Annotated in this window: 13 protein-coding genes; all 13 read right to left on the bottom strand. The window is 60.3% G+C overall.

Going from position 1 to position 15,468, the window contains the following annotated elements:
* Positions 1–10 precede the first annotated feature (10 nt).
* The 13 genes from E4P32_RS01265 to leuC all read right to left on the bottom strand — a co-directional run bounded on the left by E4P32_RS01265 (position 11) and on the right by leuC (position 15,390).
* Positions 11–1,036 (bottom strand): SPOR domain-containing protein, encoded by a 1,026-nt coding sequence (locus E4P32_RS01265; protein WP_116433617.1) that lies wholly within the window; start codon positions 1,034–1,036, stop codon positions 11–13.
* A gap of 110 nt (positions 1,037–1,146) precedes the next feature.
* On the bottom strand, positions 1,147–2,454 hold the full coding sequence (folC, locus tag E4P32_RS01260) for a bifunctional tetrahydrofolate synthase/dihydrofolate synthase (RefSeq protein WP_116433618.1): 1,308 nt from the start codon (positions 2,452–2,454) through the stop codon (positions 1,147–1,149).
* Between the two features lie 166 nt (positions 2,455–2,620).
* Positions 2,621–3,493 carry an acetyl-CoA carboxylase, carboxyltransferase subunit beta gene (gene accD, locus E4P32_RS01255; protein WP_053196637.1) on the bottom strand — a complete coding sequence of 291 codons (873 nt, stop codon included), beginning with the start codon at positions 3,491–3,493 and terminating at the stop codon, positions 2,621–2,623.
* A gap of 126 nt (positions 3,494–3,619) precedes the next feature.
* Positions 3,620–4,417 carry a tryptophan synthase subunit alpha gene (gene trpA / locus E4P32_RS01250; RefSeq protein ID WP_116433619.1) on the bottom strand — a complete coding sequence of 266 codons (798 nt, stop codon included), beginning with the start codon at positions 4,415–4,417 and terminating at the stop codon, positions 3,620–3,622.
* A gap of 132 nt (positions 4,418–4,549) precedes the next feature.
* Positions 4,550–5,818 carry a tryptophan synthase subunit beta gene (gene trpB / locus E4P32_RS01245; RefSeq protein ID WP_116433620.1) on the bottom strand — a complete coding sequence of 423 codons (1,269 nt, stop codon included), beginning with the start codon at positions 5,816–5,818 and terminating at the stop codon, positions 4,550–4,552.
* 42 nt (positions 5,819–5,860) lie between these two features.
* Positions 5,861–6,523, bottom strand: coding sequence for a phosphoribosylanthranilate isomerase (locus tag E4P32_RS01240; protein ID WP_116433621.1), 663 nt, complete (start codon positions 6,521–6,523; stop codon positions 5,861–5,863).
* Positions 6,524–6,586: 63 nt separating this feature from the next.
* The gene (truA, locus tag E4P32_RS01235; protein WP_116433957.1) at positions 6,587–7,408 is read right to left on the bottom strand and encodes a tRNA pseudouridine(38-40) synthase TruA; all 822 of its coding nucleotides are present in this window, start codon (positions 7,406–7,408) and stop codon (positions 6,587–6,589) included.
* Between the two features lie 219 nt (positions 7,409–7,627).
* Positions 7,628–10,348, bottom strand: coding sequence for a FimV/HubP family polar landmark protein (locus tag E4P32_RS01230; RefSeq protein ID WP_116433622.1), 2,721 nt, complete (start codon positions 10,346–10,348; stop codon positions 7,628–7,630).
* A gap of 331 nt (positions 10,349–10,679) precedes the next feature.
* Positions 10,680–11,786 carry an aspartate-semialdehyde dehydrogenase gene (gene asd / locus E4P32_RS01225; RefSeq protein WP_116433623.1) on the bottom strand — a complete coding sequence of 369 codons (1,107 nt, stop codon included), beginning with the start codon at positions 11,784–11,786 and terminating at the stop codon, positions 10,680–10,682.
* Positions 11,787–11,864: 78 nt separating this feature from the next.
* A complete protein-coding gene (gene leuB / locus E4P32_RS01220; protein ID WP_016833447.1) occupies positions 11,865–12,935 on the bottom strand; it encodes a 3-isopropylmalate dehydrogenase in 1,071 nt (356 codons plus the stop codon).
* Between the two features lie 130 nt (positions 12,936–13,065).
* Positions 13,066–13,713, bottom strand: a complete 648-nt coding sequence (leuD, locus tag E4P32_RS01215) for a 3-isopropylmalate dehydratase small subunit (RefSeq protein ID WP_116433624.1) — start codon at positions 13,711–13,713, stop codon at positions 13,066–13,068.
* A gap of 122 nt (positions 13,714–13,835) precedes the next feature.
* Positions 13,836–13,967, bottom strand: a complete 132-nt coding sequence (locus E4P32_RS01210; protein WP_116433625.1) for an entericidin A/B family lipoprotein — start codon at positions 13,965–13,967, stop codon at positions 13,836–13,838.
* 22 nt (positions 13,968–13,989) lie between these two features.
* Positions 13,990–15,390: a 3-isopropylmalate dehydratase large subunit gene (gene leuC, locus E4P32_RS01205; protein WP_116433626.1), complete on the bottom strand. Its 1,401-nt coding sequence runs from the start codon at positions 15,388–15,390 to the stop codon at positions 13,990–13,992.
* Positions 15,391–15,468: the final 78 nt, after the last annotated feature.

The following is a 15,468-nucleotide window of genomic DNA, read 5'->3' as shown; positions in this document are numbered from 1 at the left end:
GCCATCAAATTCAAGCCGGCACGACCGTGGCGTTCAGGCCAAGCTTGTTGATCTTGGCGCGCATCTTGTCGGCCTCGTCGCGGCTGGCAAACGGGCCGACGCGGATGCGCGTGCGGTCGCCCGATTGCGTCGCCACCTTTTGCGTGTACGACTTGATGCCGGCGCCATTGAGCTTGCCGCGCAGTTCATCAATTTTTTCCTGCGTCGCCAATGCGGCCACCTGAATCACGAACTTGCCGCCGGCAGCCGGCGTCGGCGCGGGCTTCTTGTCGGCCGTGGCAGGCTTGCCCTCCAGGATCGCCAGGGCGCGCGCAGCGTCATCAGGCTTGTCTGCAGCCTTCGGCTTGGCGGCTTCCTTTACGTCTTTCTTGTGATCGTCTTTGTGCTCGGCCGGTTTGGCGGCGGTCTTGCTGTCTTTAACGTCAGCTTTAGAATCAGCTTTAACCTCAGCTTTAACCTCGGGCTTGGCAGCCGGCTTTTCAACCGGCTTCTCCACCACGACCGGCGACGTCGGGGTTGCCGGTTTGGCGACTTGCGCCAGCGGCGCATTGGCGGGACCGGATGGCATTGCCGACGCGCCTGGCGCAATCGCCGGCTTTTCGACGTCGGCGTTCATGGTGGCGGGGTCAACGAATTCTTCTTTCGGCTCAGCAGCGGCCTTGGACTTGTCGGCCGCAGCCGACGAAGCAACGGTATCCTTGGCGGCATCTTTGCCGTCCTTGGAAGGTATCTGAATGGCAATATCGTCAGCCAGCGGGCGCGGCTCGGAATCGAGGATCATCGGCAACACGATCACCACCGCCAGCACCAGCGCCACTGCGCCGATCAGTCGACGGCGTGCGCGTTTCTTTTCGGGCAGGACCGGATCGACAGACTCGTCTTTGCCGGCCTTACCGGACTTGCGTGCGTTTCCGGCACTACGGCCGCCGCGGCTATTTTGCGCCGCTGGGTCGCCTCCTGCGGAACGCGAGAGGAATTCGCCCTGACCGGAAGCAGATTCCTGCTTGTTTTTACGAAAAAACGAGAACAAGCCCATGCTGATTTAAGTTAGGTAGTCTGAAAAATACGTGTGTGCAACAAATACCGAAGATCGCCGAACATGCAGCGAAAACGGTGCAAACTGAGTGCTGTAGTTCAATGCCGCATTCAATGTAATTCCGGCTTGCGTGCTTTCATGACGCCGCCTACGGTCAGGAAGGATCCGAAAACCACAATTCTATCATTCTCGGTAGCCCGGCTTTGCGCATTTGCGAATGCAGCAGCCGGCGATTCGAAGGTTTCTATGGTGCAGGCCGCGTCAGGCTTGAATTCCGGCTCAACGCCCGCTTCCAGCAATTTATCCTTCAATTGCTGCGCCGTAGCAGCGCGCGGCAGCGGCAGGTCCGTGACGCACCAGTGATCGATCTTGCTCTTGAGTTGGCTGATCACGCCTTCGATGTCCTTGTCGAGCATCGAACCGAACACCGCATAGGTGTACGGATGGAAGCCCATGTTGTCGAGGTTTTGCGCCAGAACGGCGGCGGCGTGCGGATTGTGGGCGACGTCGAGGATCACCAACGGCTGTCCCGGCAAGACCTGGAAACGCCCTGGCAGCTCAACCGTGGCCAGCCCGGTGCGTACTTCCTGGGCGCCGATGGGCAAGACGTCGCGCAAGGCTTCCAGCGCGGCCAGTGCAGCGGAAGCATTCAACAACTGGTTGGCGCCGCGCAGGCTCGGATAGGCCAGCGAATTGCGGCGTTGCGCACGGCCGCCGTAGGCCCACTGCTGCTTGTCGCCCTGGTAGTTGAAGTCGCGCCCCATCAGCCAGAGGTCGGCGCCGATCGCTTCGGCGTGCTTGATCAGCGACTGCGGCGGCATCGGATCGCCGCAGATGGCGGTCTTGCCGGCGCGGAAAATGCCGGCTTTCTCGAAGCCGATCTCTTCGCGCGTGGTGCCGAGGTATTCGGTGTGGTCGATGTCGATGCTGGTGACGATGGCGACGTCGGCGTCGATCACGTTGACCGCGTCAAGACGCCCGCCCAGGCCCACTTCAAGGATGACGACGTCCATCTTTGCATCGGCCAGCAGCTTCATGATCGCCAGCGTGGTGAACTCGAAATAGGTCAGCGAAATGTCGCCGCGCTTTTCTTCCACCGCCTCGAATGCCGCAATCAGCGCAGCGTCGGATGCAGGGATGCCTTCGACCCGGGCGCGTTCGTTGAAATGCAGGAAATGCGGCTTGATGTACAAACCAACGCGGTAACCGGCGCGCATCAGGATCGATTCCAGCATGGCGCAGGTGGAACCCTTGCCGTTGGTGCCGGCCACCGTGATCACGGGACAATCAAAACGGATGTCGAGCTGCTCCTTGACCTTGCCGACGCGCTCGAGGCCCATATCGATGGACTTGGTGTGACGGGTTTCAAGAAGGGTCAGCCATTCGGCCAGGGTGGAAGGTTTTGCTTGCGCTTGCATGGATGAGCCTGCGGTGTATCTGATATGAAGCTGAATGAAGCTGAAATGAACCTGAGATGGAGCTGAACCGACGCTGCGCCGCCGGGGACGCAACGATCGACTTAAAAGCAAAAACCCGAACTTGCGTTGAATGACGACAAGTTCGGGTCTGTCTGCGGCAGTGCGATCAGGAAACGGTTTCGGCCGCCTGATTTTGCAGCAGCGCCAGCAGGCGTGCGATTTCTTCGCGCATCTTGCGGCGATCGACGATCATGTCGATGGCACCCTTGGTCACGAGGAACTCGGAACGCTGGAAGCCTTCCGGCAACTTCTCGCGCACGGTGTTCTCGATCACGCGCGGACCGGCAAAGCCGATCAGGGCCTTCGGCTCAGCCATCACGACGTCGCCCATGAAGGCGAACGATGCCGACACGCCGCCCATGGTTGGGTCGGTCAGCACGCTGATGAACGGCAGCTTCTTTTCCGACAGCTTGGTCAGCATGGAAGTGGTCTTGGCCATTTGCATCAATGACAACAAGCCTTCCTGCATGCGCGCACCGCCGGTGGCGGTAATGCAGATGAACGGTACTTTTTGCTCCAGGGCCATTTGTGCACCGCGGGTGAAGCGTTCACCGACCACGGAGCCCATGGAACCGCCCATGAATTCGAACTCGAAGCAGGCAACCACGACCGGCAGGGTCATGATGGCGCCGCCCATGACGATCATGGCATCGGTTTCGCCGGTGGATTCCAGCGCGTCTTTCAGACGATCAGGGTATTTTTTGCTGTCTTTGAATTTCAGCGTGTCGACCGGCAAGGTTTCCTGGCCGATTTCATAACGACCGCCTTCGTCGAGCAGCGAATCCAGGCGCGCACGGGCGCGGATGCGCATGTGGTGGCTGCACTTGGGGCAAACGTGGAGATTGGATTCCAGATCGGTACGATAGAGTACCGCTTCGCAGGACGGGCACTTGACCCATAAACCTTCGGGTATCGACTTCCGGCTTGCGGAATCGCTACGTTGAATTTGAGGCGGGAGTAATTTCTCTAGCCAGCTCATAGAAACCTCATTTAATTTCCGGTGGCGCATTGTACCAGAGGCCAACGCGCACAGCCGTGGATCGTGTTTTGTTTGCTTTTCTGCAAGTTTCCACTTGCAGAAAACCCTGCAGCAGCCTGCGCCGGATCAGGCGTCGAGCGCCTTGCGAATGTCCGCCACGAAGGCTTGCACCGCTTCGGTCGCGCGCTCGCGCGGCGTGTTTTCAAGCTCCTGGATGATGCGGCTGCCGATGACAACCGCATCCGCCACTTCACTTACCGCCTTGGCCGTGGCGCCGTCGCGAATGCCGAAACCGACGCCGATCGGCAGTTTGACGTGCTTGCGGATGGCTGCAATGCGCGCCGCCACTTCCACGGTGTCGATGTTGCCGGCGCCGGTCACGCCCTTGAGCGAGACGTAATAGCAGAAGCCGCTGCTGACCTTGGCGACCTGCATGATGCGCTCCTCGGTCGAGGTCGGCGCCAGCAGGAAGATCGGATCGAGGCCCTGCGCCTGCATCTTTTGCGAAAACTCTTCGCACTCTTCGGGCGGATAGTCCACCACGATGGTGCCGTCCACGCCCGCCTCTTTCGCTGCGGCAATGAAAGCATCCACACCGAAGCGTTCGATCGGGTTGGCATAACCCATCAACACCACCGGAGTGGTGGTGTTGGTCTTGCGAAACTCGCGCACGTAACCCAGCACGTCGCGCGTGCTGACGTTGAACTTCAGGGCGCGCTCGCAGGCGCGCTGGATGACCGGACCCTCTGCCATGGGATCGGAAAACGGCACCCCGAGTTCAAGAATATCGACGCCGCCGGCGACCAGCGCATGCAACAGCGGCACGGTCAGGTCCGGCGCCGGATCGCCGGCGGTGATGAAGGTGACCAGCGCCTTCTTGTTGGCGGCCGCCAGCGCGGAGAAAGTGGATTGGATACGGGACATGGTATTGGAATGTGTTGTTTCGTCGATTCGGCCAGCACGGTTTTATTTTTGCGCCGTGCAAGCAACGGACTAAACATCCGTTGCTTGCACGCGGCTGGCGCCTTGTATTGCTGAGATATTGCTGAGACTGCCTTAACCCTGGCGCTGCTGGACCGTATGCATGTCCTTGTCGCCGCGGCCGGACAGGTTCGCCAGCACGATCTTGTCTTTCGGCAAGGTCGCCGCCAGCTTGGCTGCATGCGCCAGCGCATGGCTCGATTCCAGCGCCGGAATGATGCCTTCGATGCGGCAGCAGGTGTTGAATGCGGCCAGCGCTTCTTCGTCGGTAATACATGCATAGCTGGCGCGACCGCTGTCTTTCAACCAGGAATGTTCCGGGCCGACGCCGGGATAATCGAGGCCGGCCGAGACTGAGTGGGTCTCCATGATCTGGCCGTTCTCATCCTGCAGCAGATAGGTGCGGTTACCATGCAGCACGCCGGGCGAACCCAGCGTCAGCGATGCCGAATGACGGCCGCTGTCGAGGCCGTCGCCGGCGGCTTCGACGCCAACCAGTTGCACATCCTTGTAATCGATGTAGGGATAGAAAATCCCCATCGCATTGGAGCCGCCGCCCACTGCAGCGACCACATAGTCCGGCTGGCGGCTGGCGATCTCCGGCATCTGCAGGATGCATTCGTTGCCGATCACCGACTGGAAGTCGCGCACCATCATCGGATACGGATGCGGGCCGGCCACGGTGCCGATGATGTAGAACGTGCTTTCGACGTTGGTGACCCAGTCGCGCATCGCTTCGTTGAGCGCATCCTTCAAGGTCTTGGAACCGGATTCGACCGGCACCACTGTCGCGCCCAGCAAATTCATGCGGTAGACGTTCTGCAACTGGCGCTTGACGTCTTCGCTGCCCATGTAGACGATGCACTCCATGCCGAAGCGCGCGCAGATCGTCGCGGTCGCCACGCCGTGCTGGCCGGCGCCGGTTTCGGCGATGATGCGTTTCTTGCCCATGCGTTTGGCGAGCAAAGCCTGGCCGATGACGTTGTTGATCTTGTGGGCGCCGGTGTGGTTGAGATCTTCGCGCTTGAAGTAGATCTGCGCGCCGCCGGCCAGTTCGGACCAGCGCTTGGCGTGGTAAACCGGGCTCGGGCGACCGACGAAGTGCTTCAGTTCAGTGTGGAATTCGGCCAGGAACTGTTCATCGTGCTGGTAATGCGCATAGGCGTCGCGCAATTCGTTCAGCGCATGTGTCAGGGTTTCCGACACGAAGCTGCCGCCGTACTGGCCGAAATGGCCGCGCGCGTCAGGCAGGTTGTAGGGCGCAGTCTGGTGCAAGGCTGCGGCGGCAGTGGTACCAACGGGCTGGCGCTCGGAAAAACTCCCGAGCGGATTCAATTCTTTCATTGCAATTCCTCTGCTGTTCGATCCAGGTAAGACGGCACTTGTTCAGATGTTGTCCGCCAGGCGTACCGCATTGACGAAGGCGGTGATCTTGGCGGCATCCTTGATGCCTTTGGCTTGTTCGACACCGCTGCTGATGTCGACGGCGTGCGGGCGCACGCGCTGCACCGCGTCAGTCGCGTTTTGTACGCTCAAGCCACCACTTAAAACGACCCGAGGCGCGAGTTCTTCTGGAATGAGAGACCAATCGAAAACCTTTCCGCTGCCGCCGTATTGCTCGACCAGGGTGTCGAGCAAGAGTCCCGTGAAATAGGGACTGGCGGAACGATAATCCTGTTCGTATTTTATCAAATCCGCGGGCGTGGTCGAGCTTCCGATGCGAGCCGCGCGAATAAACGGGCGCTTTACCGCAGCCGCAATGGCGGCGCACTGTTCCGGCGTTTCGTCGCCATGAAATTGCAACAGCGACAACGGCGCCTGCTGCAGGACGGCGGCGACCTCCTCCACGGAGGCGTTGACGAACAGGCCCACGGTCGAAACGAACGGCGGCGCCGTGAAGATCAGTTGCGCAGCGGCATCGGCCGTGACGTAGCGCGGGCTCTTGGGGTAAAACACGAAGCCGATCGCATCGGCGCCGGCCGTAACGGCGGCAGCAACGTCTTCAGCGCGGGTCAAGCCGCAAATCTTGATTCTGGTCCTGGACATGATGGTTAAATGGGGGCGAGAGAGGGAGGTGGCAAGACGTCAGTCTAACCGATTGGGCGGCCCGGACTACAGCCAGGGCCAGACGGCGGCTTCCTGTGGCAGTTGCCAGCGTGAGGGATAGTCCACCTTGGCGAGATACAAGCCGTCCGGCATGAAGGTCGGGGCCGCGCAGCCGCGGTCTTTTTGCGCCAGCACCTCGGCGATCCAGTGCGGTTGCTGCCGGCCGTTGCCGACATAGATCAGTGAACCGACGATGTTGCGCACCATGTGGTGCAGGAAAGCATTGGCCTTGAGCGTGAAGACGATCATGTCGCCGTGGCGCCGCACCTGCAGCGATTCCATTGTGCGTACCGGCGACTTGGCCTGGCACTCGACCGCGCGAAAACTCGAAAAATCATGCATGCCTATCAGATGATCCGCGCCTTGCTGCATCAGGCCGACGTCGAGCGGACGGAAAGTCCAGCCGGCCTTGCCCGCCAGCAGCGGCGAGCGCACCGGATGGTTGTACAAGACATAGTGATAGGTGCGCGCGGTGGCGCTGAAACGGGCATGGAAGCCGTCTTCGCGTTCCCCCGGATTGCCTGCGGAGCCTCCTTCCAACGACACTTCGCAGGCCCAGCGCACGGCGATTGACGGCGGCAGGAAGGCATTCACGCCACGCACCCACGAAGCTGTTTCGCGGGCAATGGCGGTGTCGAAATGCACCACTTGTTCCAGCGCGTGCACGCCGGAATCGGTGCGCCCGGCACAGGTGGTGTCGATGTCGGTCAGCGTGAATTTCCTGAGTGCGGCTTCCAGCTTGTCCTGCACGGTGAGCCCGTGCGGCTGGGTCTGCCAGCCCTGCCAGGAGTTGCCGTCGTACTGGATGCCGAGCACGATGCGATGCAAAGTGGACGATGTGAAGGATGGACGCGATTGCGCCGTGGCGGCAGTGTCTTCGGCGGAAAAAGGTGTTTCAGTCACGGCAGTCGGCAAGTTGGAGCAGTCGCTTTGCAGCGCCCTGCCTGGGTCGATCGATTTATAACGGATTCAACAGCTTAACAAATGCAAACGGGCGTCGCTGCCGACGCCCGTCTCGTCCGTTTCCGGACATCCGGCTTGCTAGGTTCAGGACAGCTTGGACAACATGTCGCGGGCGCGCGCGATCTGGGCGTCGTTACCGCCGCGGATGACTTCCTCAAGCAATTCGCGGGCGCCTTCCTTGTCGCCGATTTCCTGGTAGGCCGCAGCCAGGTCCAGCTTGGTCGACATTTCGGCGGTGAATGCGGACTCGTCGTCTTCCAGCACGTCGACCGGCTTCGGTGTTTCCGGCGGAGGCAAATCCAGGTCGATATCATTGAGTACCGGAGCGGCCGGTGCAGGCTTCTCCTCTTCCTCCGGCTTGACGCCGCTGTCAAGCTCCAGGTCGAAATCGATCTTGCTGCCGATGTCGGCCGGCGGCGTTGCGCCCGGCTGGATTTCGGCGCCCTTGAAGTCGTCCAGGTCGAATTCCAGGCCCTGGTCGGGTTCCGGCTCGGCTGGCGCCGGTTCTTCCACAGGCGCGATCTCTTCTTCGATAACGGCGCCATACAACGGATTGGTCGGATCCAGCACGATGCCCAGGGCCGCGGCTTTCTCCCACTCCTCGCCGATGCCGCCGGTGCCGGCGTGCATTTCCTTGGCGACGTCGTTGAAGGCGTCGACGTCCTGGCGCTTCGCATAGATTTCCAGCAGCTTGTTGCGGATCGCCTGACGATTCGGATCGGATTTCAGCGCCAGCTGCAGAATGTCTTCAGCCTGCTCTTCGCGGCCGAAGGAAATGTACATGTCCGCTTCTTCGATAGGATCGACGGCGTCGACTTCCGGCTCTTCGACAACCACGGCTGCCGGAGGCGCCACAGGTTCTTCAACCACAGCAACCGGTTCGGGAGCGGGTTCTTCCGCTTGTGCAGCAACTGCGGCCGCTGCTACTGCTGCGGCTTCAACTGCCGGTGGCGTTTCCTTGGGCGACGCCGCCGGCTCATCCTCCTGTTCGGGATCGCTTGCTGCCGCTGCGGCAGCCTTCTTCTTGTTGTTGCGCACGCGCACTACGCCCCACGCCGCCAGCAAGGCGACCAGCGCGCCGGCGCCCGGCAACACGAAAGGATTGTCCTGAATACGATCGAAGAAGCTGGCGGTCGCAACCGGGCCGGGGACCACGGCCACTTTGGGCTTTGCTACGGCGGGAGCGGCTGCGGGAGCAGGTGCCGCCTCTGGCTTGACAGGCTCGGGCGCCGGTGCTGGTGTTGCTTCAGCCGGCTTGGCTTCCGCTGGTTTTTCTTCGGGCTTGGCTTCCGGCTTCACTTCGGCAGCTGCAGGCGCTGCGGCCGGTGCTTCCGGCTTGGCGGCGGCCGCTTTTTGCTGCTCGCTCATTTCGGCCAGCGTCTTGTTCTTGATTTCCAGCAGCTTCTGCAGATCGCTGACGTTTTTCTCCAGCGCCTTGACGCGATCGTTGGCTTCGGCGATCGCCTTGTCTGCTGCTATCTTGTCTTCGGCCGCAGCCTTTTCAGCAGCGGCGCGATCTTTCGCTCCGGCGCCGGCCTTCGACAATTGCAAGCGGTCGCGGGCTTCGTTGGTGGAAGATTTTTCTTCCACGCGTGCAGTCACTTTGCCGCCGCCGCTCTGCTTGGCGTCACTGGCCTTGCGGGCCGGACCGCTGGCGACCTGGCCTGCCAGCTTGTTGCGGTAAGCGTTGAAATCCTGCGCCTGCGCCACCACCGTAGTGCGCGCTTCGCCCTTGTTGACGGCGCCGGCGGCAGCGGCATCAGGCACCGACAACACGCGGCCTGCACGCAAGCGATTGATGTTGTCGCCGATGAAGGCGTCGGGATTGGCGCGATACAACGCGATCAGCATCTGATCCAGCGACACGGTGTTGTCCCTGGTGCGATTGGCGATGTCCGCCAGGGTGTCGCCTTCCTTGACGCGATAGGTCTTGTCGCCGGCCTTGCCTTCAGGCTTGACTGCAGTAGCTGCTGCGCCCTTGCCACGCTTGCCGGCAGCTACGGGAGCGGCTTCTTCGGACTTTGCGTCGGCACTGGCGGCAGCCGGCTGAGGTACGGTTTTGGCGGCCACGGCGGCAGGCACCGGCGCGTTGGTCAGGCCGGCTTGCTCACTGCTGCGGCCATTGCGGATGATTTCTTCAGCCAGCGGTGAAGGTGCGGATCTGGTGACGATGCTCGACACCGGCTCGTCGTCGCTGTTGTTGGCAGGTGCGGACGATGCCGCGGCCGTCGGTGCTGCAGCAGCAGGAGCAGCCGGTGCGGCCGCTGCAGGTTTTGCGGCTGGCGTGGCAGTAGTGGCAGCGGCGGCGGCAGGCTTGGCGACAGCAGGCGCTGCTGCAGACGGCGTTGCCGGCGCGGATTGCGCAGCCTGCGGCTTGCGCATGTCAGGCGGATCGAGCAGGAAGGTATATTCGCGTACCAGACGCGTACCGCCGCCACTCAACTCCAGCAGCAGATCGACGAAGGGCTCATTGAGCGCCTGCGCAGAACTGATGCGAATCAGTTGCCGGCCCTGGCGCTGCTCGACGGAAAAGCGCAGCGACGACAAAACCGGATTGAAATCGATGTTGGCCTTGCGGAAAGCATCTGCCGGCGCCAGACGCGCCACCAGCGAGCCCTCTTCATCTTTCGATACTGAAGTCAGCTCGATTTCCGCGCGCAGCGGCTGGCCCAGCGCCGACAGTACGGTCAGCTTGCCGAGCCCGGCGGCGTGCGCTCCCATCGGCAGGATGACTGCCAAGGTGACGGCGGCGCTCAGTTTTTTCAGGCGGGACAGCGGAAACTTGTTATCAGTATGTAGAGGCATGTTTGTATGGTGAGGTAGACGTTCCGTTAAAGAAGGCCTGAAGACCAAAGTTCATTTCATCAATGACAAGTAAAAATTCGATAAGCCAACGAAAGCCGTCCAACTTGCCATCAAGCAATGGATTTGACCAGCCCTGTCGTTACTACCGGTTTATTGACGTGGATGAGATAAATTCTGATTTTCAACATATCATCAAGAACTTAGGCCTGCAAGTGTAACCAAGTTCTCAAGATGGTCAAAACCCGTCAGCATTCCGGGGAAGGAATGTTTGACGGGTTAGCGTTGCAAATTGACAACGGAACGAAAGAAAATCCCTTCGTCCCGTCATCAATCATTTTCCGAGGATGATGCGCAGCATGCGGCGCAGCGGTTCTGCCGCGCCCCACAACAACTGATCGCCGATCACGAACGCGGAAATGTATTCCGGTCCCTGGTTCAGCTTGCGCACGCGGCCGACGCCGATTTCCAGGCTGCCGGTGATCGATGCCGGGGTCAACTCCTTGACCGTGATGGCGCGGTCGTTCGGCACCCATTTCACCCACTGGTTACCCGCGCGGATGATGGATTCGATCTCGGCCAGCGGCAGGTCGCGCTTGAGCTTGATGGTCAATGCCAGGCTGTGGCAACGCATCGCGCCGATGCGCACGCACAGGCCGTCGACGGGAATCGGCTTTTCGTTGCCGAGGATCTTGTTGACTTCGGCCTGGCCCTTCCACTCTTCCTTGGACTGGCCGTTTTCCAGCTGCGCGTCGATCCATGGGATCAGGCCGCCGGCCAGCGGCGCGCCGAAGTATTCGGTCGGCACGTCTTCACGGATGGTCTTGGCAACTTTGCGGTCGATGTCCAGAATCGCCGACGACGGCGTCGCCAGCTCTTCCGCCACGGCCGCATTGATCACGCCCATGCCCTTCAACAGCTCGCGCATGTGGTTGGCGCCGCCGCCGGAAGCCGCCTGGTAGGTCATGGAACTGACCCACTCGACCAGACCTTCCTTGAACAGGCCGCCCACACCCATGAGCAGGATGGAGTTGGTGCAATTGCCGCCGATGTAGTTCTTGACGCCCTTGGCCAGCGCGTCGCGAATGACATTGTCATTGACCGGATCAAGCACGATCACGGCATCATCCTTCATGCGCAGGGTCGATGCCGCATCAATCCAGAAACCGTTCCAGCCGGCTGCGCGCAGCTTGGGGAAGATCTCGGTGGTGTAGTCGCCGCCTTGCGCGGTAATAATGATGTCGCATTTTTTCAGCTCGTCAATGCTGTTGGCGTCTTTCAGCGTCGTTGCCGTTTTGGCGAACGACGGTGCTTTACCGCCTGCATTCGAGGTCGAAAAAAATACCGGTTCGATGTGATCGAAATCACCCTCGTCCTGCATGCGTTGCATCAGGACCGAACCCACCATTCCACGCCAGCCTACTAAACCAACCAGTTTCATCATCTTTCCCTGTTAATGAACTTCCACCATCAATGAACTACAACGTTAAAAAAACCACCACCGCGGTCAGCGCTGAACTCAGCCCAATGCCTTGACGACTGCGTCGCCCATTTCCTTGGTGCCGACCTTGGTGGTGCCCTCTTCATAAATATCGCCGGTGCGATAGCCTTGTGCAAGGACTTTCTTCACCGCCGCTTCAATGCGATCTGCCTGCTCCGCCTTGTTGAGCGAGAAGCGCAGCATCATGGCCGCCGACAAAATGGTCGCCAACGGATTGGCGATGCCCTTGCCGGCGATGTCTGGCGCCGAACCGTGCGACGGTTCGTACAGACCCTTGTTGTTGGCGTCCAGCGAAGCCGACGGCAGCATGCCGATCGAACCGGTTAGCATGGCTGCAGCATCGGACAGGATGTCGCCGAACATGTTCCCGGTCACGATGACGTCGAAATTCTTCGGTGCCTTGACCAATTGCATGGCGGCATTGTCTACGTACATGTGGGTCAGTTCGACTTGCGGATATTCCTTGTGCACGTCGGTGACGATGTCTTTCCAGAACTGGAAGGTTTCCAGCACGTTGGCCTTGTCGACGCTGCACAGGCGATTGCCGCGCTTGGCCGCAGCCTGGAAGGCGACGTGAGCAATGCGGCGGATTTCCGGCTCGCTGTAACGCATGGTGTCGAAGCCTTCGCGGGCGCCCTTGAACGGACCATCCGGCGCTTCGCGCATGCCGCGCGGCTGGCCAAAATAGATGTCGCCGTTCAGTTCGCGCACGATCAGGATGTCCAGGCCCGCCACCAGTTCAGGCTTCAGCGACGAAGCGCCGGTCAGTTCCGGATAGCAGATTGCCGGACGGAAGTTGGCGAACAGCTGCAGATGCTTGCGCAGTCCCAGGATGGCTTGCTCAGGACGCAGCGGACGATCCAGCGTGTCGTACTTCCAGTCGCCGACGGCGCCGAACAGGATCGCATCGGATTCCTTGGCCAGCTTCAGCGTGCCGTCCGGCAGCGGATGGCCGTGCGCTTCGTAACCTGCGCCGCCGACCGGCGCGGTTTCCATTTCAAACTTTTCGCCCAGTGTATTGAGCACGCGCACCGCTTGTTCAATGATCTCGGGACCGATGCCATCGCCTGGCAAAATTGCAATCTTCATGTCGTCGTCTTCTAGTCTTGGAAAATGGTAATGCCGGCTGTCCCGCCTGCACCGGTCTTGGCGACCGTGCGGCGGGACATCCGGCTAATCGGAAACTTCAGAACCTGCGCGAATGTACTTAACCGCGTGCTCAGATGGTGTTGGCCAGCCAAGGTTGATCGAACAGGTGACGCTCTTCAAAAGCGCGGATTTTGTCCGCTTGGCGCAATGTCAGACCGATGTCGTCCAGGCCGTTGAGCAAGCAATACTTACGGAATTCGCCGACTTCAAACGGATAAGTCTGACTGCCATTGGCGGTAGTGACGACCTGTTTTTCCAGGTCGATGATCAGGCGGAAGCCCGGGAATGCCTTCACTTCATCGAACAGGCGATCGATCTGCTGCTCCGGCAGCACGATCGGCAGCAAGCCGTTCTTGAAGCAATTATTGAAGAAAATATCGGCAAAGCTCGGCGCAATCACTGCGCGGAAACCGAACTGATCCAGCGCCCACGGCGCATGTTCGCGCGAGGAGCCGCAACCGAAATTCTTGCGCGCCAGCAGCACCGATGCGCCTTGATAACGCGCCTGGTTCAGCACGAAATCCGGATTCAGCGGGCGCTTGGAATTGTCCATGCCCGGCTCGCCGTGATCCAGGTAACGCCATTCGTCGAACAGGTTCGGACCGAAGCCGCTGCGTTGGATCGATTTCAGGAATTGCTTGGGAATGATCGCGTCGGTATCGACGTTGGCGCGATCAAGCGGAGCAACCAGACCATCATGGACAATAAATTTATTCATGGCACTTTTATCGATGATGGATCGCCGCACCATGCGGCAACCCGATCAACCGATTTCTTTTATCTCAACAAAACGAATCAGCGACAACGATGCAAATACACCGGCTGCCGCCACCTGCGTTATTACTTCTTGCTCGCGTCCTGCATCTTGTCGCCGACGTGCGAGACATCTTCACCGAAACCGCGCACGGTGTTGCATGCAGTCAGTGTCAGGATGGAAACAGCCAGTGCGGCCAAAGCGATTATTTTTTTCATGAGTTCACCAAGGTAGTTTTATTTACAAAGAACGTACGTCAACGAAATGTCCTGCGATACCTGCTGCAGCCGCCATCGCCGGGCTCACCAGGTGAGTACGGCCGCCGGCGCCCTGACGTCCTTCGAAGTTGCGGTTGGACGTCGATGCGCAACGCTCGCCCGGCTCCAGACGGTCGGCGTTCATCGCCAGACACATCGAACAGCCAGGCTCGCGCCATTCAAAACCGGCATCACGGAAAATCTTGTCCAGGCCTTCGCGCTCGGCCTGCTCCTTGACCAGGCCGGAGCCCGGCACCACCATCGCCAGCTTGACGTTGGACGCGCGGAACTTGCCGCGCACCACCGCCGCCGCTTCACGCAGATCTTCGATGCGCGAGTTGGTGCAGGAGCCGATGAACACCTTGTCGATGCGGATGTCTTCGATCGGGGTATTGGGCTTCAACGCCATGTAGGCCAGGGCCTTTTCCATGCCGTCGCGCTTGGTGGCGTCTTTTTCCTTGTCCGGATCCGGCACGCGGCTGTCGATGGCCGTCACCATTTCCGGCGAGGTGCCCCAGGTCACTTGCGGCTTGATCTCGGTGGCGTTCAATGTCACAACCATGTCGAACTTGGCGCCCGGATCGGAATGCAGCGTGCGCCAGTACGACACAGCGCGCTCCCAGTGTGGACCCGCAGGCGAGAACGGACGGCCCTTGAGATAGTTGATCGTGGTGTCGTCGACTGCGATCATGCCGGCGCGTGCGCCTGCTTCGATGGCCATGTTGCAGACCGTCATGCGGCCTTCCATGGTCAAGGAGCGCATGGTCGAACCGGCGAATTCGATCGCGTAGCCGGTGCCGCCGGCGGTGCCGATCTTGCCGATCACGGCCAGGACGATGTCTTTAGCGGTCACGCCGTTCGGCAAGGCGCCGTCGACCTGGACCAGCATGGACTTGGATTTCTTGGCCAGCAGCGTTTGCGTCGCCAGCACGTGTTCAACTTCGGAGGTGCCGATGCCGTGCGCCAGACAGGCAAAAGCGCCGTGCGTGGACGTGTGCGAATCACCGCAGACCACGGTCATGCCGGGCAGCGTCGCGCCTTGCTCTGGGCCGATGACGTGCACGATGCCCTGGCGCTTGTCGTTCATGCCGAAATAGGTCAGGCCGTATTCCTTGGCGTTGGCGTCCAGCGTCTCGACCTGCAGGCGCGAGATCGGATCGGCGATGCCGTTGGCGCGGTTGGTGGTCGGCACATTGTGATCGGCCACCACCAGATTGGCGGCATTGCGCCATGGCTGGCGGCCGGCCAGCTTGAGGCCTTCGAATGCTTGCGGGCTGGTCACTTCATGCAATAGGTGACGGTCAATGTACAAAATGGCCGTTCCGTCTTGTTCAGCATGAACAACGTGAGATTCCCAAAGTTTGTCGTATAGCGTCTTGAGCATGATGATGCGGGCGTGTAAAGGCTACGCAAGTCGTTGAAATGAGCTTTTGATTATGCCATAAACACGCCTTTTCCGAGG

It is taken from the genome of Herbaspirillum sp. 3R11 (genome assembly GCF_004563925.1).
Taxonomy (GTDB): domain Bacteria; phylum Pseudomonadota; class Gammaproteobacteria; order Burkholderiales; family Burkholderiaceae_D; genus Herbaspirillum.
Note: the sequence above shows the minus strand (reverse complement) of the source record. Positions and strands in the feature narration are given on the sequence as shown.

What these genes read in the sequence shown, in the direction of transcription:
- E4P32_RS01265 (WP_116433617.1), bottom strand. Translation starts at nt 1,036, where the DNA reads ATGGGCTTGTTCTCGTTTTTTCGTAAAAACAAGCAGGAATCTGCTTCC.
- folC (WP_116433618.1), bottom strand. Translation starts at nt 2,454, where the DNA reads ATGCAAGCGCAAGCAAAACCTTCCACCCTGGCCGAATGGCTGACCCTT.
- accD (WP_053196637.1), bottom strand. Translation starts at nt 3,493, where the DNA reads ATGAGCTGGCTAGAGAAATTACTCCCGCCTCAAATTCAACGTAGCGAT.
- trpA (WP_116433619.1), bottom strand. Translation starts at nt 4,417, where the DNA reads ATGTCCCGTATCCAATCCACTTTCTCCGCGCTGGCGGCCGCCAACAAG.
- trpB (WP_116433620.1), bottom strand. Translation starts at nt 5,818, where the DNA reads ATGAAAGAATTGAATCCGCTCGGGAGTTTTTCCGAGCGCCAGCCCGTT.
- E4P32_RS01230 (WP_116433622.1), bottom strand. Translation starts at nt 10,348, where the DNA reads ATGCCTCTACATACTGATAACAAGTTTCCGCTGTCCCGCCTGAAAAAA.
- asd (WP_116433623.1), bottom strand. Translation starts at nt 11,786, where the DNA reads ATGAAACTGGTTGGTTTAGTAGGCTGGCGTGGAATGGTGGGTTCGGTC.
- leuB (WP_016833447.1), bottom strand. Translation starts at nt 12,935, where the DNA reads ATGAAGATTGCAATTTTGCCAGGCGATGGCATCGGTCCCGAGATCATT.
- leuD (WP_116433624.1), bottom strand. Translation starts at nt 13,713, where the DNA reads ATGAATAAATTTATTGTCCATGATGGTCTGGTTGCTCCGCTTGATCGC.
- E4P32_RS01210 (WP_116433625.1), bottom strand. Translation starts at nt 13,967, where the DNA reads ATGAAAAAAATAATCGCTTTGGCCGCACTGGCTGTTTCCATCCTGACA.
- leuC (WP_116433626.1), bottom strand. Translation starts at nt 15,390, where the DNA reads ATGCTCAAGACGCTATACGACAAACTTTGGGAATCTCACGTTGTTCAT.